The sequence below is a fragment of the Pseudomonas soli genome, from assembly GCF_900110655.1.
Classification (GTDB): domain Bacteria; phylum Pseudomonadota; class Gammaproteobacteria; order Pseudomonadales; family Pseudomonadaceae; genus Aquipseudomonas; species Aquipseudomonas soli.
Genome location: NZ_FOEQ01000003.1, coordinates 469,148 through 487,323, shown reverse-complemented (window position 1 = coordinate 487,323; position 18,176 = coordinate 469,148). Strand labels below are relative to the sequence as shown.

Here is an 18,176-nt window from a genome sequence, read left to right as displayed (position 1 = left end):
AACTGAGCGCTGGCCTCTGTAGAGATCCACAGAGTGGGTTGTTGCCAAGTGAACACCCTGTAGCCACTATAGGGTCAAGCCCTTTGCAGGAGATTTGCCATGAAGATCGGAGAACTGGCCAAGGCCACCGACTGCGCCGTGGAGACCATCCGCTACTACGAGCGCGAACAGCTGCTGCCGGAACCTGCCCGCAGCGATGGAAACTACCGGCTCTACACCCAGGCCCACGTCGAGCGCCTGACCTTCATCCGCAACTGCCGCACCTTGGACATGACCCTGGACGAGATCCGTAGCCTGTTGAACCTGCGCGACAGCCCCGATGGCTCATGCGGCAGCGTCAACGCGCTGATCGACGAGCATATCGAGCATGTGCAGGCGAGGATCGATGGGCTGGTGGCACTGCAGGCGCAGCTGGTGGAACTGCGGCAGCAGTGCAATGCGCAGGGGGCGGAGTGCGCGATCTTGCAGCAGTTGGAGACGAATGGGGCGGTGTCGGTGCCGGAGATCGAGCATTCCCATGTGGGGCGCAGCCACGGGCATTAGAGACTTGGGGCCGCTTTGCGGCCCCCCCACTTCCTTGAGTCAGACCGCCATCGGCGCCGTCATCGGCGCATGGTGCTCGTAGCCTTCCAGCCAGAAGTCGCTCGGTTCGATCTTCTCCAGCCACTCCGGCTCGTACTTGCCGGTCTCGGCAAACGCCGGCACGCGGTCGCTGATCACCAGCTTCGGTGCCGCCAGCGGTTCACGCTTCATCTGCTCGCCCAGCATATCCAGGTGGTTTTCGTACACATGGGCATCGCCGATGAAGTAGGTGAACCAGCGCGGGGTGTAGCCCGTCAGGCGGCCGAACAGCGACAGCAGCGCGGCACCTTCGGTGAGGTTGAACGGCGTGCCCAGGCCCAGGTCGTTGGAGCGGATGTAGAGGGTCAGGGAGATTTCCCGAGTTTCGACATTCGGGTGGAACTGGTACAGCAAATGGCACGGTGGCAGGGCCATCTCGTCGAGCTGGGCGCAGTTCCAGCCGTGGAACAGGATACGCCGGCTGCCCGGGTCGTTGGCGATGGTGTCCAGGCACTGGCGCACCTGGTCGATGGCCTTGTAGAGGATGACGAACGCCTGGCCGTCCTCCTCGTCCTGGGCGATACGGCGGAAACCGGCCTTCTCGGCCATCTCGATGGCGGCCGGGTTGCTCAGCGGGATACGCTTGTAGCCGGGCCACTGGCGCCATTGCACGCCGTAGATTTCGCCGAGGTCGTCATGCCCCTGGCGGAACGGGTTGGCCAGCCACTGGGCGTTTTCGTTGGCGTTCTGGTCCCAGACCTTGCAGCCCAGCTCGCGGAACTCGCCGGCGTTCTTCACGCCGCGCAGGAAGCCGACCATCTCGCCAATCGCCGACTTGAACGCCAGTTTGCGCGTGGTGATGGCCGGAAAGCCCTTCTGCAGGTCGAACTTGAGCATGGCACCGGGCAGGCTGATGGTGCGGATACCGGTGCGGTTTTCCTGCAGCGTGCCGTTGTCTATGACGTCACGGACCAGGTCTAGATACTGTTTCATGGCTTACCTGTAACAAGAACGGCAGGGGAGCGCCCCTGCCGTGGAAATCAGACGGTGGCCTTGGCCGACGGTTTACGGTTGTAGGCCCACCAGATCAGGAAGATGCCGCCGAGAATCATCGGTACGCAGAGCAACTGACCCATGGTCAACCAGCCAAAGGCGATGTAGCCGAGCTGTGCGTCGGGTACGCGCACGAACTCCACGATGAAGCGGAAGATGCCATAGAACAGCGCGAACATGCCGGAAACGGCCATGGTCGGGCGCGGCTTGCGCGAGTACAGCCAAAGGATGACGAATAATGCCACACCTTCGAGGGCGAACTGGTACAGCTGCGACGGGTGACGCGGCAATTGCGCAGGGTCACTGAACGGCGGGAAGATCATTGCCCACGGCACGTCGGTGGCCTTGCCCCACAGTTCGGCGTTGATGAAGTTGCCGATACGCCCAGCGCCAAGGCCGATCGGCACCAGCGGCGCGACGAAGTCCATCAGCTCGAAGAACGACTTATTGTTGCGTTTGCCGAACCACAAGGCGGCGAGCATCACGCCGATGAAGCCACCGTGGAACGACATGCCGCCCTTCCACACCTCGAAGATCAGCGTCGGGTTGGCCAGGTACTGGTGCAGGTCGTAGAACAGCACGTAACCCAGGCGCCCGCCGACGATCACGCCCATCGACAGCCAGAACACCAGGTCGGAAAGCTTCTCGCGGCTCCAGGTCGGGTCGAAGCGGTTCAACCGGCGCGAGGCCAGCAGCCAGGCGCCGCCGATGCCGATCAGGTACATCAGGCCGTACCAGTGGATTTTCAGTGGACCGAGGGCCACGGCCACCGGGTCGATCTGCGGGTAAGGCAGCATTGTCTTTCCTCTAGGTTCAGATAAGGAAGCTGAGTCCGACGCAGAACAGCAGCGCGGCGAACAGACGCTTGAGCACGCGCGGCGACAGCTTGTGCGCCAGACGCGCGCCGTAGCGGGCGAAGAACATGCTGGTGGCGGCGATGCCGACCAGCGCCGGAAGATAGACGTAGCCCAGGCTGTGGGCCGGCAGGTGTTCCTCGTGCCAACCCAGCCACATGAAGCCCAAGGCACTGGCCAAGGCAATCGGCAGGCCACAGGCCGACGAAGTCGCCACGGCCTGCTGCATGGGCAGGCTGCGCCAGGTGAGGAACGGTACGGTCAGTGATCCGCCGCCGATCCCGAAAATGGCCGAGGCCCAGCCGATCACACCGCCGGCGGCGGTCAATCCGGGCTTACCAGGAATGCCGCGGCTGGCCTTGGGCTTGAGGTCCAGGGCCATCTGCGCGGCGATCACCAAGGCGAACACACCGATGATCTTCTGCAGCATCGGGCCCTGTATCAGCGAGGCGGTCTTGGCCCCGACCAGCGCGCCGAGCAGGATGCCCACGGTCATCCAGGCGAAGATCGGCCATTGCACCGCGCCCTTGCGCTGGTGCTCGCGCACGGCGTTGATCGAGGTGAAGACGATGGTTGCCAGCGAAGTACCGACCGCCAGGTGAGTCAGCACCGAAGGGTCGAAGCCCTGCAAGGTGAAGCTGAACACCAGCACCGGCACGATGATGATGCCGCCACCGACGCCGAACAGCCCGGCCAGCACGCCGGCGCAGGCGCCCAACAGCAGATAGAGAGCGAATTCCATTCGTGGCCCCAGTGGAAAACAATCCGGCATGGTAACGGAAGCCACGCCCGGCGCTCTAGTGAACTCTGTGTCAGATGATGGATAGCGGCCGGCGGCGCGGGTAGAGTGGCCGAAAACACAGGGGACAACCTATGTGCCTGATCGTATTCGCCTGGCGGCCGGGGACAGCCCGACCACTGATCGTCGCGGCCAACCGTGATGAGTTCTACGCGCGGCCGACCCAGGCCCTGGGCAATTGGGAGGACGCCCCGGGCGTGCACGCCGGGCGTGACCTGGAAGCCGGTGGCACCTGGCTGGGTGTCGGGCCGAACGGGCGCTTTGCGGCGCTGACCAATATCCGTGATCCACGCCAGCCGTTGGGGCCACGGTCCCGCGGTGAACTGGTGGCGGCCTATCTGCAGGGCGAACTGGGGGTCGAGGCCTATCTGGACCAGGTGGCCAGCCGCAGTGACCAGTACTCGGGGTTCAACCTGCTGGTCGGCGATGGCGAGCGATTGGGCTACCTGCATGCCCGCGAGCCGGCACCACGCCTGCTTGAACCGGGGGTGTACGGGCTGTCGAATGCCGGACTGGATACGCCGTGGCCGAAGCTGCTGAAGGCTCGCAGCGGGCTTGAGGGATTGCTCGAGAACGCTGACCCACAGCAGCTACTGACGCTGCTGGGCGATGCACAGCCCGCACCGGCCGGCGAACTGCCCGAGACCGGCGTGGGGCTGGCCACCGAGCGGCTGCTGTCGAGCGTGTTCATCGCCAGCCAGAACTATGGGACGCGAGCGAGTACGGTGCTGATTGTCGATGACCAAGGCCGGCGGCGCATGATCGAACGCAGTTTCGGGCCGTTTGGTAGGCATCTGGGCGAGGTTAGCCTGGAGATCTGATAGACCTCATCGCGGGGCAAGCCCGCTCCCACGGGCTCGCAACAACAGCTTTGCTTCGGAGCCCGCGATGAGGTCGGTACAGGCGATCAGAGGGTCTTGTTCGGCCCGATCATCCGCGCCAGCCCGAGATTCTTCAGCGCCAGCTGCAACGAGCTGTGGATAACCTGCGGGTTGTCATGGCTCATGGCGTCGGCCAGCAGCTCCCTGGCCTTGCCCAGGTTGATCTGGCGCAGCATCCACTTCACCTTCGGCAGGTTGGTGGCGTTCATCGACAGGCTGTCGAAGCCCATGGCCATCAGCAGGATCGCCGCAGCCGGATCACCGGCCATCTCGCCGCAGATACTGACGGGCTTGCCTTCCTCGTGGGCCACGCTGACCACCGTCTGCAGGGCCTGCAGCACCGCCGGGTGCAGATAGTCGTACAGATCGGCGACCCGTGGGTTGTTGCGGTCCACGGCCAGCAGGTACTGGGTGAGGTCGTTGGAGCCGACCGAAAGGAAATCGACCTGCCGCGCCAGTTCGCGGGTCTGGTACACCGCGGCGGGGATCTCCACCATCACCCCTACCGGCGGCATCGGCACATCGGTGCCTTCGTCACGCACTTCGCCCCAGGCGCGGTGGATCAGGTGCTGGGCTTCTTCAAGCTCATGGATGCCGGAAATCATCGGCAGCAGGATGCGCAGGTTGTTCAGGCCCTCGCTGGCCTTGAGCATGGCGCGGGTCTGCACCAGGAAGATTTCCGGGTGGTCGAGAGTCACACGGATGCCGCGCCAGCCGAGGAACGGGTTCTCTTCCTTGATCGGGAAATACGACAGCGACTTGTCGCCACCGATGTCGAGGCTGCGCATGGTCACCGGCAGCGGATGGAACGCCTGCAGCTGCTCGCGGTAAATCGCCAGCTGCTCCTTTTCGCTGGGGAAGCGCTGGTTGATCATGAACGGCACTTCCGTGCGGTACAGACCCACGCCCTCGGCGCCGCGCTGCTGGGCGCGGGCCACATCGGCGAGCAGGCCGGTGTTGACCCACAGCGGCATGCGGTGGCCGTCCGGGGTGATGCACGGCAGTTCGCGCAGGGCATCGAGCCCCTTGGCCAGCTGGCGCTCTTCCTCGACCACGTCGCTGTATTGCTTGCGCAGCACTTCGCCGGGGTTGGTGAAGACTTCGCCCTTGTAGCCGTCGACGATCATCTCGATGCCATCGGCCTTCGAGTAAGGCAGGTCGACCACCCCCATGACCGTGGGGATACCCATGGCCCGGGCCAGGATCGCCACGTGGGAGTTACCCGAGCCGAGTACCGACACCAAGCCCACCAGCTTGCCCTCCGGCACCTCGCCGAGCATGGCGGGGGTCAGTTCTTCACTGACCAGAATGGTGTTGTCCTGGTAGACCAGTGACTGCGAACGGGCCTCCTGCAGGTACGCGAGCAGGCGCCGGCCCAGGTCCTTGACGTCCGATGCCCGCTCGCGCAGGTAGTCGTCATCCATCAGCTCGAAGCGATTGACGTGTTCGCCGACCACTTGGCGCAAGGCGCCCTGGGCCCACTGGCCGGTCTTGATGACCTCGACCACCTCGCCACCAAGGGCGGCGTCCTCGAGCATCATCAGGTACACGTCGAACAGCGCACGCTCTTCGGGACGCAACTGGGTGGCAAGCTTGGCCGACAGCTTGCGCATGTCCTCGCGCACGCCCTCCAGGGCATTGTTGAACAGCTTGAGTTCGTTGTCGATGTCCTCGACAGTGCGATCCGGCACCACCTCCAGGTCGGCGGGCGGCAACATCACCACCGATCGACCGACTGCGGCGCCCGGAGAACCCGGCACCCCGACGAAACGGGCTTCCTGGATGCCCTTGCCCTGACGGCCCAGGCCACGGATCGAACCCGTCGCCTCGGCGTGGGCGATAACCCCGGCGAGCTGCGCGCTCATGGTGACCAGGAAAGCCTCTTCGCCTTCGTCGAACTGGCGGCGCTCTTTTTGCTGGATGACCAAGACACCCACCACACGGCGGTGGTGAATGATCGGTGCGCCGAGGAAGGAAGCGAATTTCTCTTCGCCGGTTTCAGCGAAGTAGCGGTAACGGGGGTGGTCGGCCGCGTTCTCGAGGTTCAGTGGCTCCTCGCGGGTACCCACCAGGCCGACCAGGCCTTCATTAGGAGCCATGCTGACCTTGCCGATGGAACGCTTGTTCAGGCCCTCGGTGGCCATCAGCACGAAGCGGTTGGTGTCCGGGTCAAGCAGATAGACGGAGCAGACCTGGCTGCCCATCGCCTCCTTTACGCGCAAGACAATGATACCCAACGCCGTCTTGAGATCTTTGGCGGAGTTCACTTCCTGGACGATCTTGCGCAGCGTATTGAGCATGGCTCGGGGTCGGACTCCGTCGTCAGTCGCGCGTCAGCAGGCGCGGGGCTAGCTCTTTCAGTGCGCGGCGGTACACCTCGCGCTTGAATGTCACCACCTGGCCCAGCGGATACCAGTAGCTGACCCAGCGCCAGCCATCGAATTCCGGCTTGCCGGTCAGGTCCATGCGCACCCGTTGCTCGTTGCTCACCAGGCGCAACAGGAACCACTTCTGTTTCTGGCCGATACACAGCGGCTGGCTGTGGGTGCGCACCAGGCGCTGGGGTAAACGATAACGCAACCAGCCACGGGTGCAGGCAAGTATTTCCACATCCTGGCGTTCCAGGCCCACTTCTTCGTTCAGCTCGCGGTACAGGGCATCTTCCGGCGTTTCATCAGGGTTGATGCCACCCTGGGGAAACTGCCAGGCATCCTGGTTGATCCGCCGAGCCCATAGCACCTGCCCGGCATCATTCGTGAGAATGATCCCGACATTGGGGCGAAAACCATCCGGGTCGATCACGGCAGCAACCTCGCAAACGCATGTCGCCGCATTGTTCCACAAAGCCTGAGCGCGCAGCAACGCGCCCGCCAAGCTTATCTGCGGCGAGGTGAAGACTGCGTATTGAGCGAGCGTCGCCACACCGGGCGTGGCACTGGTATACCGGGTTTGCGTGAAGGCAAGGTGACGCGACTGCGTCAGCCTCTCGCGGGGCCAGCCCGCTCCCAGAGTTTGCCAATGGGAGCAGGCTGACGAGTGTCATCAGACCGGCTTGGCGCCCATCAGGCCGGCGATGGACAGGAAGCACACACCGCTGAACACTGCCAGCGCCAGGGTGAACTTCAAGCCTACGGCTTCGGCCTTGCGCAGCCGGTTCAGGCGCGCCACCAGCCACCACACGGCGAACGCGCCAAGGGTATAGATGACGCTGGAGGCCAACACCCAGATCTGCCCCAGCGGCCAGCCGACCAGGTGCACCAGCCACCAGCCGGTGAACGGCATGCTCAGCAGGCACAGCCCCATCAGCAGCCAGACGAACACCAGCGGCCGGCGCAACAACTTGCCGTAGGCCTCGGTGTCGCCCTTGCGCCGGGCATGCCAGGTCCAGCCCGCCAGGCCCAGGGCGCCAAGCAGCAACAGGGCCGTGGCGAGGATGTGCAGGGTCTTGAGGGTGGTCAGGTGTTCCATGTGAAAATCATCCTTCAGCAGGCTTTTTCGCTTTCGGCCTCATCGCGGGGCAGGCCCGCCCCCGCGAGGTGAAGCGTGTTCAGCCCAAGAATAGCCGGTAAGCCGGGTTCTCGGTCTCGTCCCAGTATGGATAGCCGATCTTGGCCAAGGCTGCCGGCACCAGGTGACGCTCTTCCTCCGGCACCTGCAGGCCCGCGACCACGCGCCCGTCGGCGGCGCCGTGGTTGCGGTAGTGGAACATCGAGATGTTCCAACGCCCGCCCAGCTTGTTGAGGAAGTTGAACAGGGCACCGGGCCGCTCCGGGAACTCGAAACGCAGCACCATCTCATCGCTGGCCCCGGCCGAGTGGCCACCCACCATGTGACGGATATGCAGCTTGGCCAGTTCGTTGTCGGTCAGGTCGGTGACGGGGAAACCTTGCTCCGTCAGCTGCTGTACCAATGCCGCACGCGGGTCGGTTTCCGGGTGAGTCTGTACGCCGACGAAGATGTGCGCCTCGTCGGAGGTGTGCTTGCGGTAGTTGAATTCGGTGATCTGGCGCTTGCCGATGGCCTCGCAGAAGGCCTTGAAGCTGCCTGGGCGCTCGGGAATGGTCACGGCGATGATCGCTTCGCGCTTCTCGCCCAGCTCGGCGCGCTCGGCCACATGCCGCAGGCGGTCGAAGTTGACGTTGGCGCCCGAGTCGATGGCCACCAGGGTCTGCCCGGCCACACCCTTGAGCTCGACGTACTTCTTGATCCCGGCAACACCGAGGGCACCGGCAGGTTCGGTGATCGAGCGGGTATCGTCGTAGATATCCTTGATTGCGGCACAGATCTCGTCAGTGCTGACGGTAATGACCTCGTCCACGTGGTGGCGGCAGATATCGAAGGTGTGCTGGCCGATCTGCGCCACCGCCACGCCGTCGGCGAAAAGCCCGACCTGCGGCAGCACCACGCGCTCACCGGCGACCATGGCAGCTTGCAGGCAATTGGAATCGTCCGGTTCGACGCCGATGACCTTGATCTCCGGGCGCAGGTATTTCACGTAGGCGGCGATACCGGCGATCAGACCGCCGCCGCCGACCGGCACGAAGATCGCGTCCAGCTGGCCCGGGTGCTGGCGCAGAATCTCCATGGCCACCGTGCCTTGCCCGGCGATGGTGTGTGGGTCGTCGTAGGGGTGGATGTAGACGAAACCTTTCTCCTCCACCAGCTTCAGCGAGTAGGCCAGCGCCTCGGGGAAGCTGTCGCCATGCAACAACACCTTGCCACCACGCGAGCGCACGCCTTCGATCTTGATCTCCGGGGTGGTCTTGGGCATGACGATGGTCGCCTTGATACCCAGCTCCCGCGCCGCCAGTGCCAGGCCCTGGGCATGGTTGCCGGCCGAGGCGGTGACCACGCCACGGGCCAGCTCCTCGGCGCTCAGTTGCGCCAGCTTGTTGTAGGCCCCGCGGATCTTGAACGAGAACACCGGCTGCAGGTCCTCGCGCTTGAGCAGCACCGTGTTGCCCAGGCGCTTGCTCAGTTGCCCGGCAGGGTGCAGCGGGGTTTCGACAGCAACGTCGTAGACGCGCGAGGTGAGGATCTTCTTGACGTACTGTTCGAGCATCGGAAAGCATCACTGGGCCGCGGGACAAGGGCTGGGAGTCTACCGCAGCGCCACGTCGGGCGACCACAGCAAAGCCGCCGGAGCCGTTATACTAGGCAACTTTCGATATCCGCCCTGCCCCTCCCGGAGCCCGCATGACCCAGGACCAACTCAAACAGGCCGTCGCCCAGGCCGCCGTCGACCTCATCCTGCCAAAGCTGGATGAAAAAAGCGTCGTCGGCGTCGGCACAGGCTCGACCGCCAACTTCTTCATCGACGCCCTGGCCCAGCACAAGACCGCTTTCGACGGCGCCGTCGCCAGCTCCGAAGCCACTGCGCAGCGCCTGAAGGGCCATGGCATTCCGGTCTACGAGCTGAACAGCGTCAGCGAGCTGGAGTTCTACGTGGACGGCGCCGACGAGAGCGATGCCCACCTCAACCTGATCAAGGGCGGCGGCGCGGCCCTGACCCGCGAAAAGATCGTCGCCGCAGTGGCCAAGACCTTCATCTGCATCGCCGACGCCAGCAAGCTGGTGCCGGTGCTGGGTGCCTTCCCGCTGCCGGTCGAGGTCATTCCGATGGCTCGCAGCCACGTGGCGCGCCAGCTGGTCAAGCTGGGCGGCGACCCGGTCTACCGCGAAGGCGTGGTGACCGACAACGGCAATGTCATCCTCGACGTGCACAACCTGCAGATCACCAACCCGGTGGAGCTGGAAAGCCAGATCAACGCCATCGTCGGCGTGGTTACCAATGGTCTGTTCGCGGCGCGACCGGCGGATGTGCTGTTGTTGGGTACCGCTGAAGGCGTGAAGAGCCTGAAGGCCGAGTAATCGCCAGCGAGAGCTGCGCCCTCGAATCGCTGGCAAGCCAGCTCCCACAGGGTCCGCGCTGCCTTGTGGGAGCTGGCTTGCAAGCGAGCACCGGCGAAGCCAGTGCCATTCTCAACCCATCAAGGCTGCTTGAACACATAGAACAGGTTCGGCTCACTGACTAGGTAGATGGTCCCGGCGTCATCCATCGCAATCCCCTCAGCCTGTGGCACGGTCTGCTTCAACCCCTGGAACCCCTTGCGCAATGACAAGGTACTCAGCGGCCGCCCCTTCACATCAAGCTCCAGCACCAGCCGCGACTCGTCGGACAGCGCCAGCAGATGCCCGCTGCGTTCGTCGAACTGCAGGCTCGATAGATCCCTCACGAACAACCGCCGGTCACGCTTGCGATCCTGCACCACATGCACGGCATAGGGTTTGTCGGGATTGTCGTGGGGAAAGCCGTGCACCTCGTAGATCATCATCGGGTCCCGTTCCTTGGCCACGAACAGGCGCTTGCCTGCCGAGTCGTAGGCCAGCCCCTCGAACCCCTTGTTGCCATTCAGGCCTATGCCCAGGGACAACTGCTCTGCGTCGGCGGCATCGAGAAACAGGGTGTCATCGTCCAGGCGCACACGAATCAGCCGCTGCTGACGCTCATCGGTGATCACATAGCTGTTGGGCCCGACATACTCCACCGCCTCGGGGTCACCGAAGCCGGTCAGCGGAACACGGCGCAGGATACGGCCATCCAGCGACAACTCGATCAGCTCCGACCGGGCGTTGGTGACGGTGAACAGGCTCTTGCGGTCGGGATCATAGGTCAACGCCGAGATGTCGTCGTCCAGGCCCTCGACAGGCCTGGCCTCAAGCACCACCTGGTAACGATCCAGGCCGATGCTCTGCTCGGCCGGCTGCCACCAAGCCTTGAGGTTGAACCAGCCCCGCTCGAACAAGCGGAACTCATGCCCGGCAGCCCCCAGCACGAGCAGGCAGACAAACACGAAGAAGACGAAGATCAGGCGAACGTGGCGGCGCATGCGGGCGGACTCGGCAATAGGAGCGCGTAGCTAACCACTATCAACTGAAGCAAAGCTTAATGCCACCATCAGAAATGTCTGATCGGTCAGTTCTTTTTGAAGCGATAGAACAGATTCGGCTCGCTGACCATGTACAGGTTGCCCTGGTCGTCCATTGCCACTCCCTCGGCCCGGGTAATGGTGTCAGCCAGGCCATTGAACCCGCCCAGCAGGGTCATGAAGCTGACCTGCTCACCTTTTTCGTCAAGCTCGAGCAGCATGTTGGAGTCTGCCGACAATGCCAGCAGATGCCCCGTGCGCGGGTCGATACCCAGCGCGGACAAGTTGCGCAGGTCCAGTTCGTCGCTGGCCAGCGGCTGCTTCTCGCCCTTCAGCGGGCTACGGCCATCAGTGCCCCAAGTGAACATTTTGGGCGGACGCTCGGCGCCGATGACCAGGCGCTGGCGCATCAGGTCCCAGGCAATGGCTTCAAAGCCCTTGTTGCCCTCATCCGCTTCACCCAGGTCATGGGACTGGTAGTCGGCACGGTTCAGCGAGGTGGTGGCGGCATCCACCTTGACCAGCGTCAGGTCATGGTTGCGCTCGTCGACGATGGCGATCTGGCCATCCTCGAGTATCGCCACGCCTTCCGGATTGGACCAGCCCACCAGGGGGATCTTGCGCAGCACATCGCCATCGAGGGTGAGCTCGACCAGGAACGGGTGCTTTCCCATGACTGCGAACAACGACCGGGTGTGCGGGTTGAACGCCAGGTCCGACGCCTCGTCACGCTCCATACCAGGCAACGGCTTGGCATCGATGTCGACCACGTAGCTGGGCAGCCAGATGCTTTCCTGGCGTTCAGCCTGGCTTTCGAAACCTTCCTTTATCCACAGCAGGCCGCGGTCGTCCCAGTGCATGGCCGAGATGACGCCATAGCCGATAACCGCTGCTGCTGCCAGGCCGAACGGCCAGCGCCGGTAGAACGGGCGCTTGGGGGACACGGAGGCGCGGGAAGGAAAGGGCATGCAAGGGTCCTGAGGGTAGGCGTAGGTTCGCGCATTATCCGCAAAGGGTGTGAAAAAACGGTAAACGTCTCTGCACTTTTTGTAGGAAAGGCGCGAACCTGTGGGTCAGAGCACCCGGCTCTCGAACCGGCTGACACCTGGAAGCTCCAGCACCAGCTCGTCACCAACCTCGAACGGCCCCACGCCCGCCGGGGTGCCGGTGAGGATTACATCACCCGCCTGCAACGAGAAACACGCGGCCATATGCTGGATCATCGGGACGATGGGGTTGAGCATCATCGCGCTGTTGCCGTCCTGGCGCACCTCGCCGTTGATGGTCAGGCGTATGCCGATGTCCTTCACGTCCTCGAAAGCCCCTGCCGAGACGAACGGCGGCAGCACGCAAGCACCATCGAAGCTTTTGCACAGCTCCCACGGCAGGCCCTTTTCCTTCAGCTTGCTCTGCAGGTCACGCAGGGTGAGGTCCAAAGCCGGGGCATAGCCGGAAATGGCGTCGAGCACCTCTTCCTCGGTCGGCTTGGTCGACAACGGCTTGCCCAGCAACACCGCGATTTCCGCCTCGTAGTGCACCGAGCCACGCTCGGTCGGAATCTTGAAACCACCTTCCAGGGGCACCACGCAACTGCCGGGCTTGATGAACAGCAGCGGCTCGCTGGGGATGGGGTTGTCCAGTTCCTTGGCATGCTCGGCGTAGTTGCGGCCGATGCACACCACCTTGCCCAGCGGGAAGTGGATGCGCGTGCCGTCTACGTACTGGTGCTGGTAACTCATGGCCGACTCCTGTGAACACTGCTTTTTATTCGGGAGCGAAGATCTTACCCGGATTCATGATGCCGTTCGGGTCGAACACCGCCTTGATCGCCTTCATGCAGGCGATTTCTTCCGGTGAGCGGCTGTAGCCCAGGTAATCGCGTTTGGTCATGCCCACGCCGTGCTCGGCGGAGATCGAGCCGTTGTAACGCTCGACGATCTCGAACACCCACTTGTTGACCTTGGCGCAGGAGGCGAAGAAGTCATCCTTGCTCATATGGTCGGGCTTGAGGATGTTCAGGTGCAGGTTGCCGTCGCCGATATGGCCGTACCAGACCACCTCGTAGTCGGGATAATGCTCGCCGACGATGGCGTCGATGTCGCGCAGGAACGCCGGCACTTTCGAGACGGTGACAGAGATGTCGTTCTTGTACGGTGTCCAGTGGGAGATGGTCTCGGACAGGTACTCGCGCAGCTTCCACAGGTTCTTCAGCTGGGTGTCGCTCTGGCTCATCACCCCGTCCAGCACCCAGCCCTGCTCGACGCAGTGCTCGAAGGTGGCCAGGGCTTCGTTGGCCACCTCATCGGTGCTGGCTTCGAACTCCAGCAGGGCATAGAACGGGCAGTCGGTTTCGAATGGCGCGGGCACATCACCCCGGGCGAGGATCTTGGCCAGGCCCTTGTCGGAAAAGAACTCGAAGGCGGTGAGGTCGAGCTTGCCCTGGAAGGCGTGCAGCACTGGCATGATCGCGTCGAAGTCAGGCGTGCCCAGCACCATCGCCGTAAGGTTGCGCGGCGCACGGTCCAGGCGCATGGTCGCCTCCACCACGAACCCCAGGGTGCCTTCGGCGCCGATGAACAGTTGGCGCAGGTCGTAGCCGGTGGCGTTCTTGATCAGGTCCTTGTTCAGCTCGAGCAGCTCGCCCTTGCCGGTGACCACCTTCAGCCCGGCCACCCAGTTGCGGGTCATGCCGTAGCGAATCACCTTGATCCCGCCGGCATTGGTGCCGATATTGCCGCCGACCTGGCTGGAACCGGAAGAGGCGAAGTCCACCGGATAGTACAGCCCCTGATCCTCGGCGAACTGCTGAAGCTGCCGGGTTACCACGCCCGGCTGGCACACGACGGTTCTATCGAACTCATTGAAGGCGAGGATCTGGTTCATGTAGTCGAAGGCGACCACCACCTCGCCATGGGCGGCCACGGCAGCGCCCGACAACCCTGTACGCCCGCCCGATGGCACCAAGGCGACCTTGTGCCGGTTGGCCCAGCGCACGATGGCCTGGACTTGCTCGATGGTTTTAGGGAAGACGATCGCGCTGGGCGCTGGCGGGTAGTGCTTGGTCCAGTCCTTGCCGTAGGCATCGAGCGAGGCTGGGTCGGTGAGGACCTTGCCAGGGTCGACCAGGGTCATCAGTTCATCAATTACCACGGACTGGGTCATCGCTGGAACTCTCGACTTATTCATAGTCACCCTGAGCACGCTTCACCTGTCGGGATGGGCTCAGATTGTGTCGCGTATGCTAGCATAGCCCTCCCGCTGTTCGTGCTAAGGCCGACGCCGCGCCGCTTCACCCCCCTCGCCATTTTTCTCCGGGATACAGGTTTACGCAGATGAGCAAGACTTCTCTCGACAAGAGCAAGATCAGGTTCCTTCTTCTTGAAGGCGTCCACCAGAATGCGGTGGATATCCTCAAGGCTGCCGGGTACAGCAACATCGAGTACCTCACTGGCTCGCTGCCGGATGCAGAGCTGAAGGAAAAGATCGCCGATGCCCACTTCATCGGCATCCGCTCGCGCACCCAGCTGACCGAAGAGGTCTTCGACTGTGCGAAGAAACTGGTTGCGGTCGGCTGTTTCTGCATCGGCACCAACCAGGTCGACCTGAGCGCGGCCCGCAACCGCGGCATCGCGGTGTTCAACGCACCGTACTCCAACACCCGTTCGGTGGCCGAACTGGTGCTGGCCGAAGCCATCCTGTTGCTGCGCGGCATCCCCGAGAAGAACGCCTCCTGCCACCGCGGTGGCTGGATCAAGAGCGCGGCCAACTCCTTCGAGATCCGCGGCAAGAAACTGGGCATCGTCGGCTACGGCTCGATCGGTACCCAGCTGTCGGTGCTGGCCGAGGGCCTGGGCATGCAGGTCTACTTCTACGACCCGCTGACCAAGCTGCCGCTGGGCAACGCCACCCAGGTCACCAGCCTGAACGAACTGCTGGGCCTGGCTGACATCGTCTCGCTGCACGTTCCTGAGCTGCCGTCCACCCAGTGGATGATCGGCGAGAAGGAAATCCGTGCGATGAAGAAAGGCGCGATCCTGATCAACGCCGCCCGTGGCACCGTGGTCGAGTTGGACCACCTGGCCGCCGCGATCAAGGACAAGCACCTGATCGGCGCCGCCATCGACGTGTTCCCGGTCGAGCCACGCTCCAACGACGAAGAGTTCGAGAGCCCGCTGCGCGGCCTGGACAACGTGATCCTGACTCCGCACATCGGTGGTTCCACCGCCGAAGCCCAGGCTAACATCGGCCTGGAAGTTGCCGAGAAGCTGGTCAAGTACAGCGACAACGGGACCTCGGTGTCGTCGGTCAACTTCCCGGAGGTCGCGCTGCCGGCCCACCCGGGCAAGCACCGCCTGCTGCACATCCACGAAAACATCCCGGGCGTGCTCAGCGAGATCAACAAGGTGTTCGCCGAGAACGGTATCAACATCTCCGGTCAGTTCCTGCAGACCGACGAAAAAGTGGGTTACGTAGTCATCGACGTCGATGCCGAGTACTCCGATCTGGCCCAGGAAAAACTGCAGCATGTGAAGGGCACTATTCGCTCGCGCGTACTGTTCTGAGTTTGCCGGCTGCATGAAGAAGGGAGGCCCTGGTGGCCTCCCTTTTTCGTTGTTGCGATCTTGTAGGAGCGGCTTCAGCCGCGATCACCCGCGAAAGCGGGTGCCAAGCACCGCGGTATCTAGTTCGCGATTGAAGTCGCACCTACAGGTTCAGCATCACTTGACGTTGACGGTGATCTTCTGCGACTCGACGCTCGGTTTGAACGGCACGTGATACTTGTCGCCCAGCACAAGTTGCAGGGTGTGCTTGCCTGGGGTGAGGGTGATGGTCGCCTCGGTCTGCGCCTTGCCGAAGTGCAGTACTTGCGGGCCGGCCGGCAGGGGGGCGTTGTTCTCCGGCATCAGGCTGGTCGGCAGCGGCATGTCGGCGACCGGGGCCTTGTCCACATCCACCAGCAGGTGGTGATGCCCAGTGTGCGGGGTCTGGTCACCCGCTGGCTTGAGGCCCATGCCCTCGATACCGAACTTGACGGTGAAGGTCTTGTCGACCGTGGCCCCGTCGGCGGGGGAAACGATGAAGACCTTGGCGCCCTGCGGTGGCTGCTGGCTCTTCAGCGCATCCGCAGCACTGGCGAACACCGACGCCCCCATCAGCAGACCGGCAACGGCAGCACGCGAAAATAGGCTTTTCATTCACTTCTCCTGTGATTCACTTCAATTGACCGCTATCACTTAAACGAAGCACAGCGGTACTTCACCATAGTCCAACCAACCAGGCAGAGGTTCAAAAACAACGGCAGAAATATTTCAGGCCGGCGTAAACATTAACGCGGCTACACGGTCATAGGCTGCGTTCGACCGCGGCAGAAAAGAAAGCCTCGGCGAATGACATTCACCTGCCGAACAAGAAAGGGGCACTCATGCGTTTGACCATTGGCATTCTGTTGGCGGTATTGTTCAGCCCACTGGCCCAGGCCGAACTGATCGACGAAATCAACGACCGTGGCGAACTGCGCATTGCCGTGCTGAGCGATTCACCACCTTATGCGTTCAAGGAAGACGAACACCTGACCGGTTTCGAGATCGAGTTGGGCCAGGCCCTGGCCAAGGAGCTGGATGTGCGGGCCGAGTTCGTCGAGACCGCAGCCGAAGAGGTGCTGCCCGGGGTGGAGAGCGGCAAGTTCGACATGGCCTTCAACAAGCAAGACGTCGAACCTAGCGACCAACTCGACACCATTCGGACCCTGGCCAGCCAGAATCTGGTGATTCCGTACCTGAAGGACAATCCAGCCTTCGAGACGGCTCTGAACAATGCCCTGCAACGGATCAAGGACGACGGCCGCCTGGCTGACCTGGAAAGCAAATGGCTCAAGGGTTCCAAGCAGGCGAGCGCCGGACAGTAACACCGCATCGCGGGGCAGCGGGCTTGCCCCGCGATCAGATCTGGCTCAACGCTCGCTGCGCCTCTTCCAGCTCCAGCTCGCTGAACACCTGCACCCCTTCGCGCCGCAACAAGGCCGTGGTCACGCCCTCACCCGCCACCTTCACACCGCTGAAACTGCCGTCATAGGTCTGCAGATTGCCACACGAGGGGCTGCCCGACTTGAGCACCGCCACACGGATGCCATGCCGGCGCACCAGTTCCAGCGCCAGGCGGGCCCCGGCGAGAAAGGCGTCGCTGACATCGTCGCCGGTCACCGTCAGCACCTGTGCCTGCCCGTCCAGCACCGCCCCGCCCTGCCCACCGGGTATCTCAGCGGGCGGTCGCGGTGTCGGCAAGCCACCGGCAACCTCCGGGCACAGTGGCACCACCCTGCCTTCAGCCTGCCAACGCTGCAATACATCGGGATGGCCACTGGCACGCCCGTCATAGCGCACCGGCTGGCCCAGCAGGCAGGCGCTGACCAGTACCTTCGGCAGCTCAGAACGGCTCATTGCCACGGCGCCGGAACCAACCGGTCAACGACAGGCGTTCACGCCCTGCCGGCAGTACCTCATGCGGGACCTCACCCGACAGGAACACCACCAGGCTGCCGGCCAATGGCGCCACGTCGTGCTCGACATCGCCCTTCAGGAACATGCGCAATTGTCCACCGTCCTTCGGCTGCCAACCCTCGTTGAGGTACAGCACGGCCGACACCATGCGCCGGTCATCGTCGCGGAAGCGGTCGAGATGGCGCTTGTAGAAGGCGCCCGGCGGATAGAGGGCAAAGTGGCACTCGAAGTCCTCCAGCCCCAGGAACAATCCCTGGTTGATGGCCTGGCGCAGGCTGTCCATCGCCCCCAGGTAGCGGTCGCAGACCTCCGATTCACCGGGGTCGATCCACTGGATCTGGTCGCCACGGATCGCCTCGCGGATCTCCTGCGCGGCGCCACGGCCGATGCCGGCGGGGTTCAGCTCACCCTCGGCGTAACGACGACGGCATTCGGCCGCCAGCGCGCGCGACAGTTCGTCGGGCAGGAAGAGGGGTTGCTGCGACCAACCACGGGTGGCCAGGTCATCGACGATGGTCGACAGCAGCGGATGTTCGGAAGGTATGTGCATGGCGCATCATAGCCATTCGGCCATCGCTCGCACAGCGCCACTTGGTCAGGAA

At 63.3% G+C, this 18,176-nt stretch carries 19 protein-coding genes; 5 read left to right on the top strand and 14 right to left on the bottom strand.

Translation table 11 applies throughout. The features are described 5' to 3' along the window. Positions 1-99: 99 nt before the first annotated feature. The gene (gene cadR, locus BMY03_RS10265; protein ID WP_023630699.1) at positions 100-543 is read left to right on the top strand and encodes a cadmium resistance transcriptional regulator CadR; all 444 of its coding nucleotides are present in this window, start codon (positions 100-102) and stop codon (positions 541-543) included. A gap of 39 nt (positions 544-582) precedes the next feature. Here the strand turns inward: cadR and BMY03_RS10260 are convergent, their stop codons facing one another. From BMY03_RS10260 to BMY03_RS10250, 3 genes are read right to left on the bottom strand one after another with little or no spacing between them, the layout of a single operon-like run. Next, a complete protein-coding gene (locus BMY03_RS10260; protein ID WP_023630700.1) occupies positions 583-1,554 on the bottom strand; it encodes a thymidylate synthase in 972 nt (323 codons plus the stop codon). A gap of 47 nt (positions 1,555-1,601) precedes the next feature. Beyond that, on the bottom strand, positions 1,602-2,411 hold the full coding sequence (gene lgt, locus BMY03_RS10255; protein WP_023630701.1) for a prolipoprotein diacylglyceryl transferase: 810 nt from the start codon (positions 2,409-2,411) through the stop codon (positions 1,602-1,604). 16 nt (positions 2,412-2,427) lie between these two features. Beyond that, on the bottom strand, positions 2,428-3,210 hold the full coding sequence (locus tag BMY03_RS10250; RefSeq protein WP_028688501.1) for a sulfite exporter TauE/SafE family protein: 783 nt from the start codon (positions 3,208-3,210) through the stop codon (positions 2,428-2,430). 131 nt (positions 3,211-3,341) lie between these two features. Here BMY03_RS10250 and BMY03_RS10245 point away from each other — a divergent pair, with 131 nt between their 5' ends. Next, on the top strand, positions 3,342-4,088 hold the full coding sequence (locus tag BMY03_RS10245) for an NRDE family protein (RefSeq protein ID WP_094010976.1): 747 nt from the start codon (positions 3,342-3,344) through the stop codon (positions 4,086-4,088). 86 nt (positions 4,089-4,174) lie between these two features. Here the strand turns inward: BMY03_RS10245 and ptsP are convergent, their stop codons facing one another. The 4 genes from ptsP to ilvA form a co-directional block, all read right to left on the bottom strand. After that, positions 4,175-6,448 carry a phosphoenolpyruvate--protein phosphotransferase gene (gene ptsP / locus BMY03_RS10240; protein WP_038706997.1) on the bottom strand — a complete coding sequence of 758 codons (2,274 nt, stop codon included), beginning with the start codon at positions 6,446-6,448 and terminating at the stop codon, positions 4,175-4,177. Between the two features lie 22 nt (positions 6,449-6,470). Beyond that, positions 6,471-6,950 carry an RNA pyrophosphohydrolase gene (locus BMY03_RS10235; RefSeq protein WP_028688498.1) on the bottom strand — a complete coding sequence of 160 codons (480 nt, stop codon included), beginning with the start codon at positions 6,948-6,950 and terminating at the stop codon, positions 6,471-6,473. A gap of 240 nt (positions 6,951-7,190) precedes the next feature. Further along, complete coding sequence (locus BMY03_RS10230; RefSeq protein WP_094010975.1) at positions 7,191-7,616, bottom strand: DUF2269 family protein; 426 nt, start codon at positions 7,614-7,616, stop codon at positions 7,191-7,193. 79 nt (positions 7,617-7,695) lie between these two features. After that, the gene (ilvA, locus tag BMY03_RS10225; RefSeq protein WP_094010974.1) at positions 7,696-9,210 is read right to left on the bottom strand and encodes a threonine ammonia-lyase, biosynthetic; all 1,515 of its coding nucleotides are present in this window, start codon (positions 9,208-9,210) and stop codon (positions 7,696-7,698) included. A gap of 134 nt (positions 9,211-9,344) precedes the next feature. Here ilvA and rpiA point away from each other — a divergent pair, with 134 nt between their 5' ends. After that, positions 9,345-10,019, top strand: a complete 675-nt coding sequence (rpiA, locus tag BMY03_RS10220) for a ribose-5-phosphate isomerase RpiA (RefSeq protein WP_038707000.1) — start codon at positions 9,345-9,347, stop codon at positions 10,017-10,019. A gap of 119 nt (positions 10,020-10,138) precedes the next feature. Here the strand turns inward: rpiA and BMY03_RS10215 are convergent, their stop codons facing one another. The 4 genes from BMY03_RS10215 to BMY03_RS10200 all read right to left on the bottom strand — a co-directional run bounded on the left by BMY03_RS10215 (position 10,139) and on the right by BMY03_RS10200 (position 14,239). Beyond that, positions 10,139-11,038: an SdiA-regulated domain-containing protein gene (locus tag BMY03_RS10215; protein WP_094010973.1), complete on the bottom strand. Its 900-nt coding sequence runs from the start codon at positions 11,036-11,038 to the stop codon at positions 10,139-10,141. A gap of 86 nt (positions 11,039-11,124) precedes the next feature. Then, positions 11,125-12,045 (bottom strand): SdiA-regulated domain-containing protein, encoded by a 921-nt coding sequence (locus BMY03_RS10210; RefSeq protein ID WP_094010972.1) that lies wholly within the window; start codon positions 12,043-12,045, stop codon positions 11,125-11,127. A gap of 105 nt (positions 12,046-12,150) precedes the next feature. Beyond that, positions 12,151-12,816, bottom strand: a complete 666-nt coding sequence (locus tag BMY03_RS10205; RefSeq protein ID WP_046853765.1) for a fumarylacetoacetate hydrolase family protein — start codon at positions 12,814-12,816, stop codon at positions 12,151-12,153. A 25-nt stretch (positions 12,817-12,841) separates the two neighbouring features. Then, entirely contained in the window at positions 12,842-14,239 is a 1,398-nt protein-coding gene (locus BMY03_RS10200; RefSeq protein ID WP_094010971.1) for an FAD-binding oxidoreductase, read from the bottom strand. Between the two features lie 170 nt (positions 14,240-14,409). On the opposite strand from BMY03_RS10200, the gene serA reads away from it, so the two are divergent. Continuing rightward, the gene (gene serA, locus BMY03_RS10195) at positions 14,410-15,639 is read left to right on the top strand and encodes a phosphoglycerate dehydrogenase (protein WP_023629826.1); all 1,230 of its coding nucleotides are present in this window, start codon (positions 14,410-14,412) and stop codon (positions 15,637-15,639) included. A gap of 156 nt (positions 15,640-15,795) precedes the next feature. On the opposite strand, the gene BMY03_RS10190 is transcribed toward serA, so the two are convergent. Continuing rightward, positions 15,796-16,272 (bottom strand): DUF4399 domain-containing protein, encoded by a 477-nt coding sequence (locus BMY03_RS10190; RefSeq protein ID WP_094010970.1) that lies wholly within the window; start codon positions 16,270-16,272, stop codon positions 15,796-15,798. Between the two features lie 227 nt (positions 16,273-16,499). Between BMY03_RS10190 and BMY03_RS10185 the strand changes: the two genes are divergently transcribed. Beyond that, positions 16,500-16,982: a transporter substrate-binding domain-containing protein gene (locus BMY03_RS10185; protein ID WP_023632416.1), complete on the top strand. Its 483-nt coding sequence runs from the start codon at positions 16,500-16,502 to the stop codon at positions 16,980-16,982. A 34-nt stretch (positions 16,983-17,016) separates the two neighbouring features. On the opposite strand, the gene BMY03_RS10180 is transcribed toward BMY03_RS10185, so the two are convergent. Together BMY03_RS10180 and BMY03_RS10175 are read right to left on the bottom strand one after the other, a co-directional pair. Then, the gene (locus BMY03_RS10180; protein WP_094010969.1) at positions 17,017-17,514 is read right to left on the bottom strand and encodes a 2-thiouracil desulfurase family protein; all 498 of its coding nucleotides are present in this window, start codon (positions 17,512-17,514) and stop codon (positions 17,017-17,019) included. Further along, positions 17,501-18,124, bottom strand: a complete 624-nt coding sequence (locus BMY03_RS10175) for a 2OG-Fe(II) oxygenase (protein WP_094010968.1) — start codon at positions 18,122-18,124, stop codon at positions 17,501-17,503. The genes BMY03_RS10180 and BMY03_RS10175 overlap by 14 nt, the downstream gene beginning before the upstream one ends. Positions 18,125-18,176 lie beyond the last annotated feature (52 nt).

Coding starts and splice junctions, on each gene's coding strand:
- cadR (WP_023630699.1), top strand. CDS start 100: ATGAAGATCGGAGAACTGGCCAAGGCCACCGACTGCGCCGTGGAGACC.
- BMY03_RS10260 (WP_023630700.1), bottom strand. CDS start 1,554: ATGAAACAGTATCTAGACCTGGTCCGTGACGTCATAGACAACGGCACG.
- lgt (WP_023630701.1), bottom strand. CDS start 2,411: ATGCTGCCTTACCCGCAGATCGACCCGGTGGCCGTGGCCCTCGGTCCA.
- BMY03_RS10250 (WP_028688501.1), bottom strand. CDS start 3,210: ATGGAATTCGCTCTCTATCTGCTGTTGGGCGCCTGCGCCGGCGTGCTG.
- BMY03_RS10245 (WP_094010976.1), top strand. CDS start 3,342: ATGTGCCTGATCGTATTCGCCTGGCGGCCGGGGACAGCCCGACCACTG.
- ptsP (WP_038706997.1), bottom strand. CDS start 6,448: ATGCTCAATACGCTGCGCAAGATCGTCCAGGAAGTGAACTCCGCCAAA.
- BMY03_RS10230 (WP_094010975.1), bottom strand. CDS start 7,616: ATGGAACACCTGACCACCCTCAAGACCCTGCACATCCTCGCCACGGCC.
- ilvA (WP_094010974.1), bottom strand. CDS start 9,210: ATGCTCGAACAGTACGTCAAGAAGATCCTCACCTCGCGCGTCTACGAC.
- rpiA (WP_038707000.1), top strand. CDS start 9,345: ATGACCCAGGACCAACTCAAACAGGCCGTCGCCCAGGCCGCCGTCGAC.
- BMY03_RS10215 (WP_094010973.1), bottom strand. CDS start 11,038: ATGCGCCGCCACGTTCGCCTGATCTTCGTCTTCTTCGTGTTTGTCTGC.
- BMY03_RS10210 (WP_094010972.1), bottom strand. CDS start 12,045: ATGCCCTTTCCTTCCCGCGCCTCCGTGTCCCCCAAGCGCCCGTTCTAC.
- BMY03_RS10205 (WP_046853765.1), bottom strand. CDS start 12,816: ATGAGTTACCAGCACCAGTACGTAGACGGCACGCGCATCCACTTCCCG.
- BMY03_RS10200 (WP_094010971.1), bottom strand. CDS start 14,239: ATGACCCAGTCCGTGGTAATTGATGAACTGATGACCCTGGTCGACCCT.
- serA (WP_023629826.1), top strand. CDS start 14,410: ATGAGCAAGACTTCTCTCGACAAGAGCAAGATCAGGTTCCTTCTTCTT.
- BMY03_RS10190 (WP_094010970.1), bottom strand. CDS start 16,272: ATGAAAAGCCTATTTTCGCGTGCTGCCGTTGCCGGTCTGCTGATGGGG.
- BMY03_RS10185 (WP_023632416.1), top strand. CDS start 16,500: ATGCGTTTGACCATTGGCATTCTGTTGGCGGTATTGTTCAGCCCACTG.
- BMY03_RS10180 (WP_094010969.1), bottom strand. CDS start 17,514: ATGAGCCGTTCTGAGCTGCCGAAGGTACTGGTCAGCGCCTGCCTGCTG.
- BMY03_RS10175 (WP_094010968.1), bottom strand. CDS start 18,124: ATGCACATACCTTCCGAACATCCGCTGCTGTCGACCATCGTCGATGAC.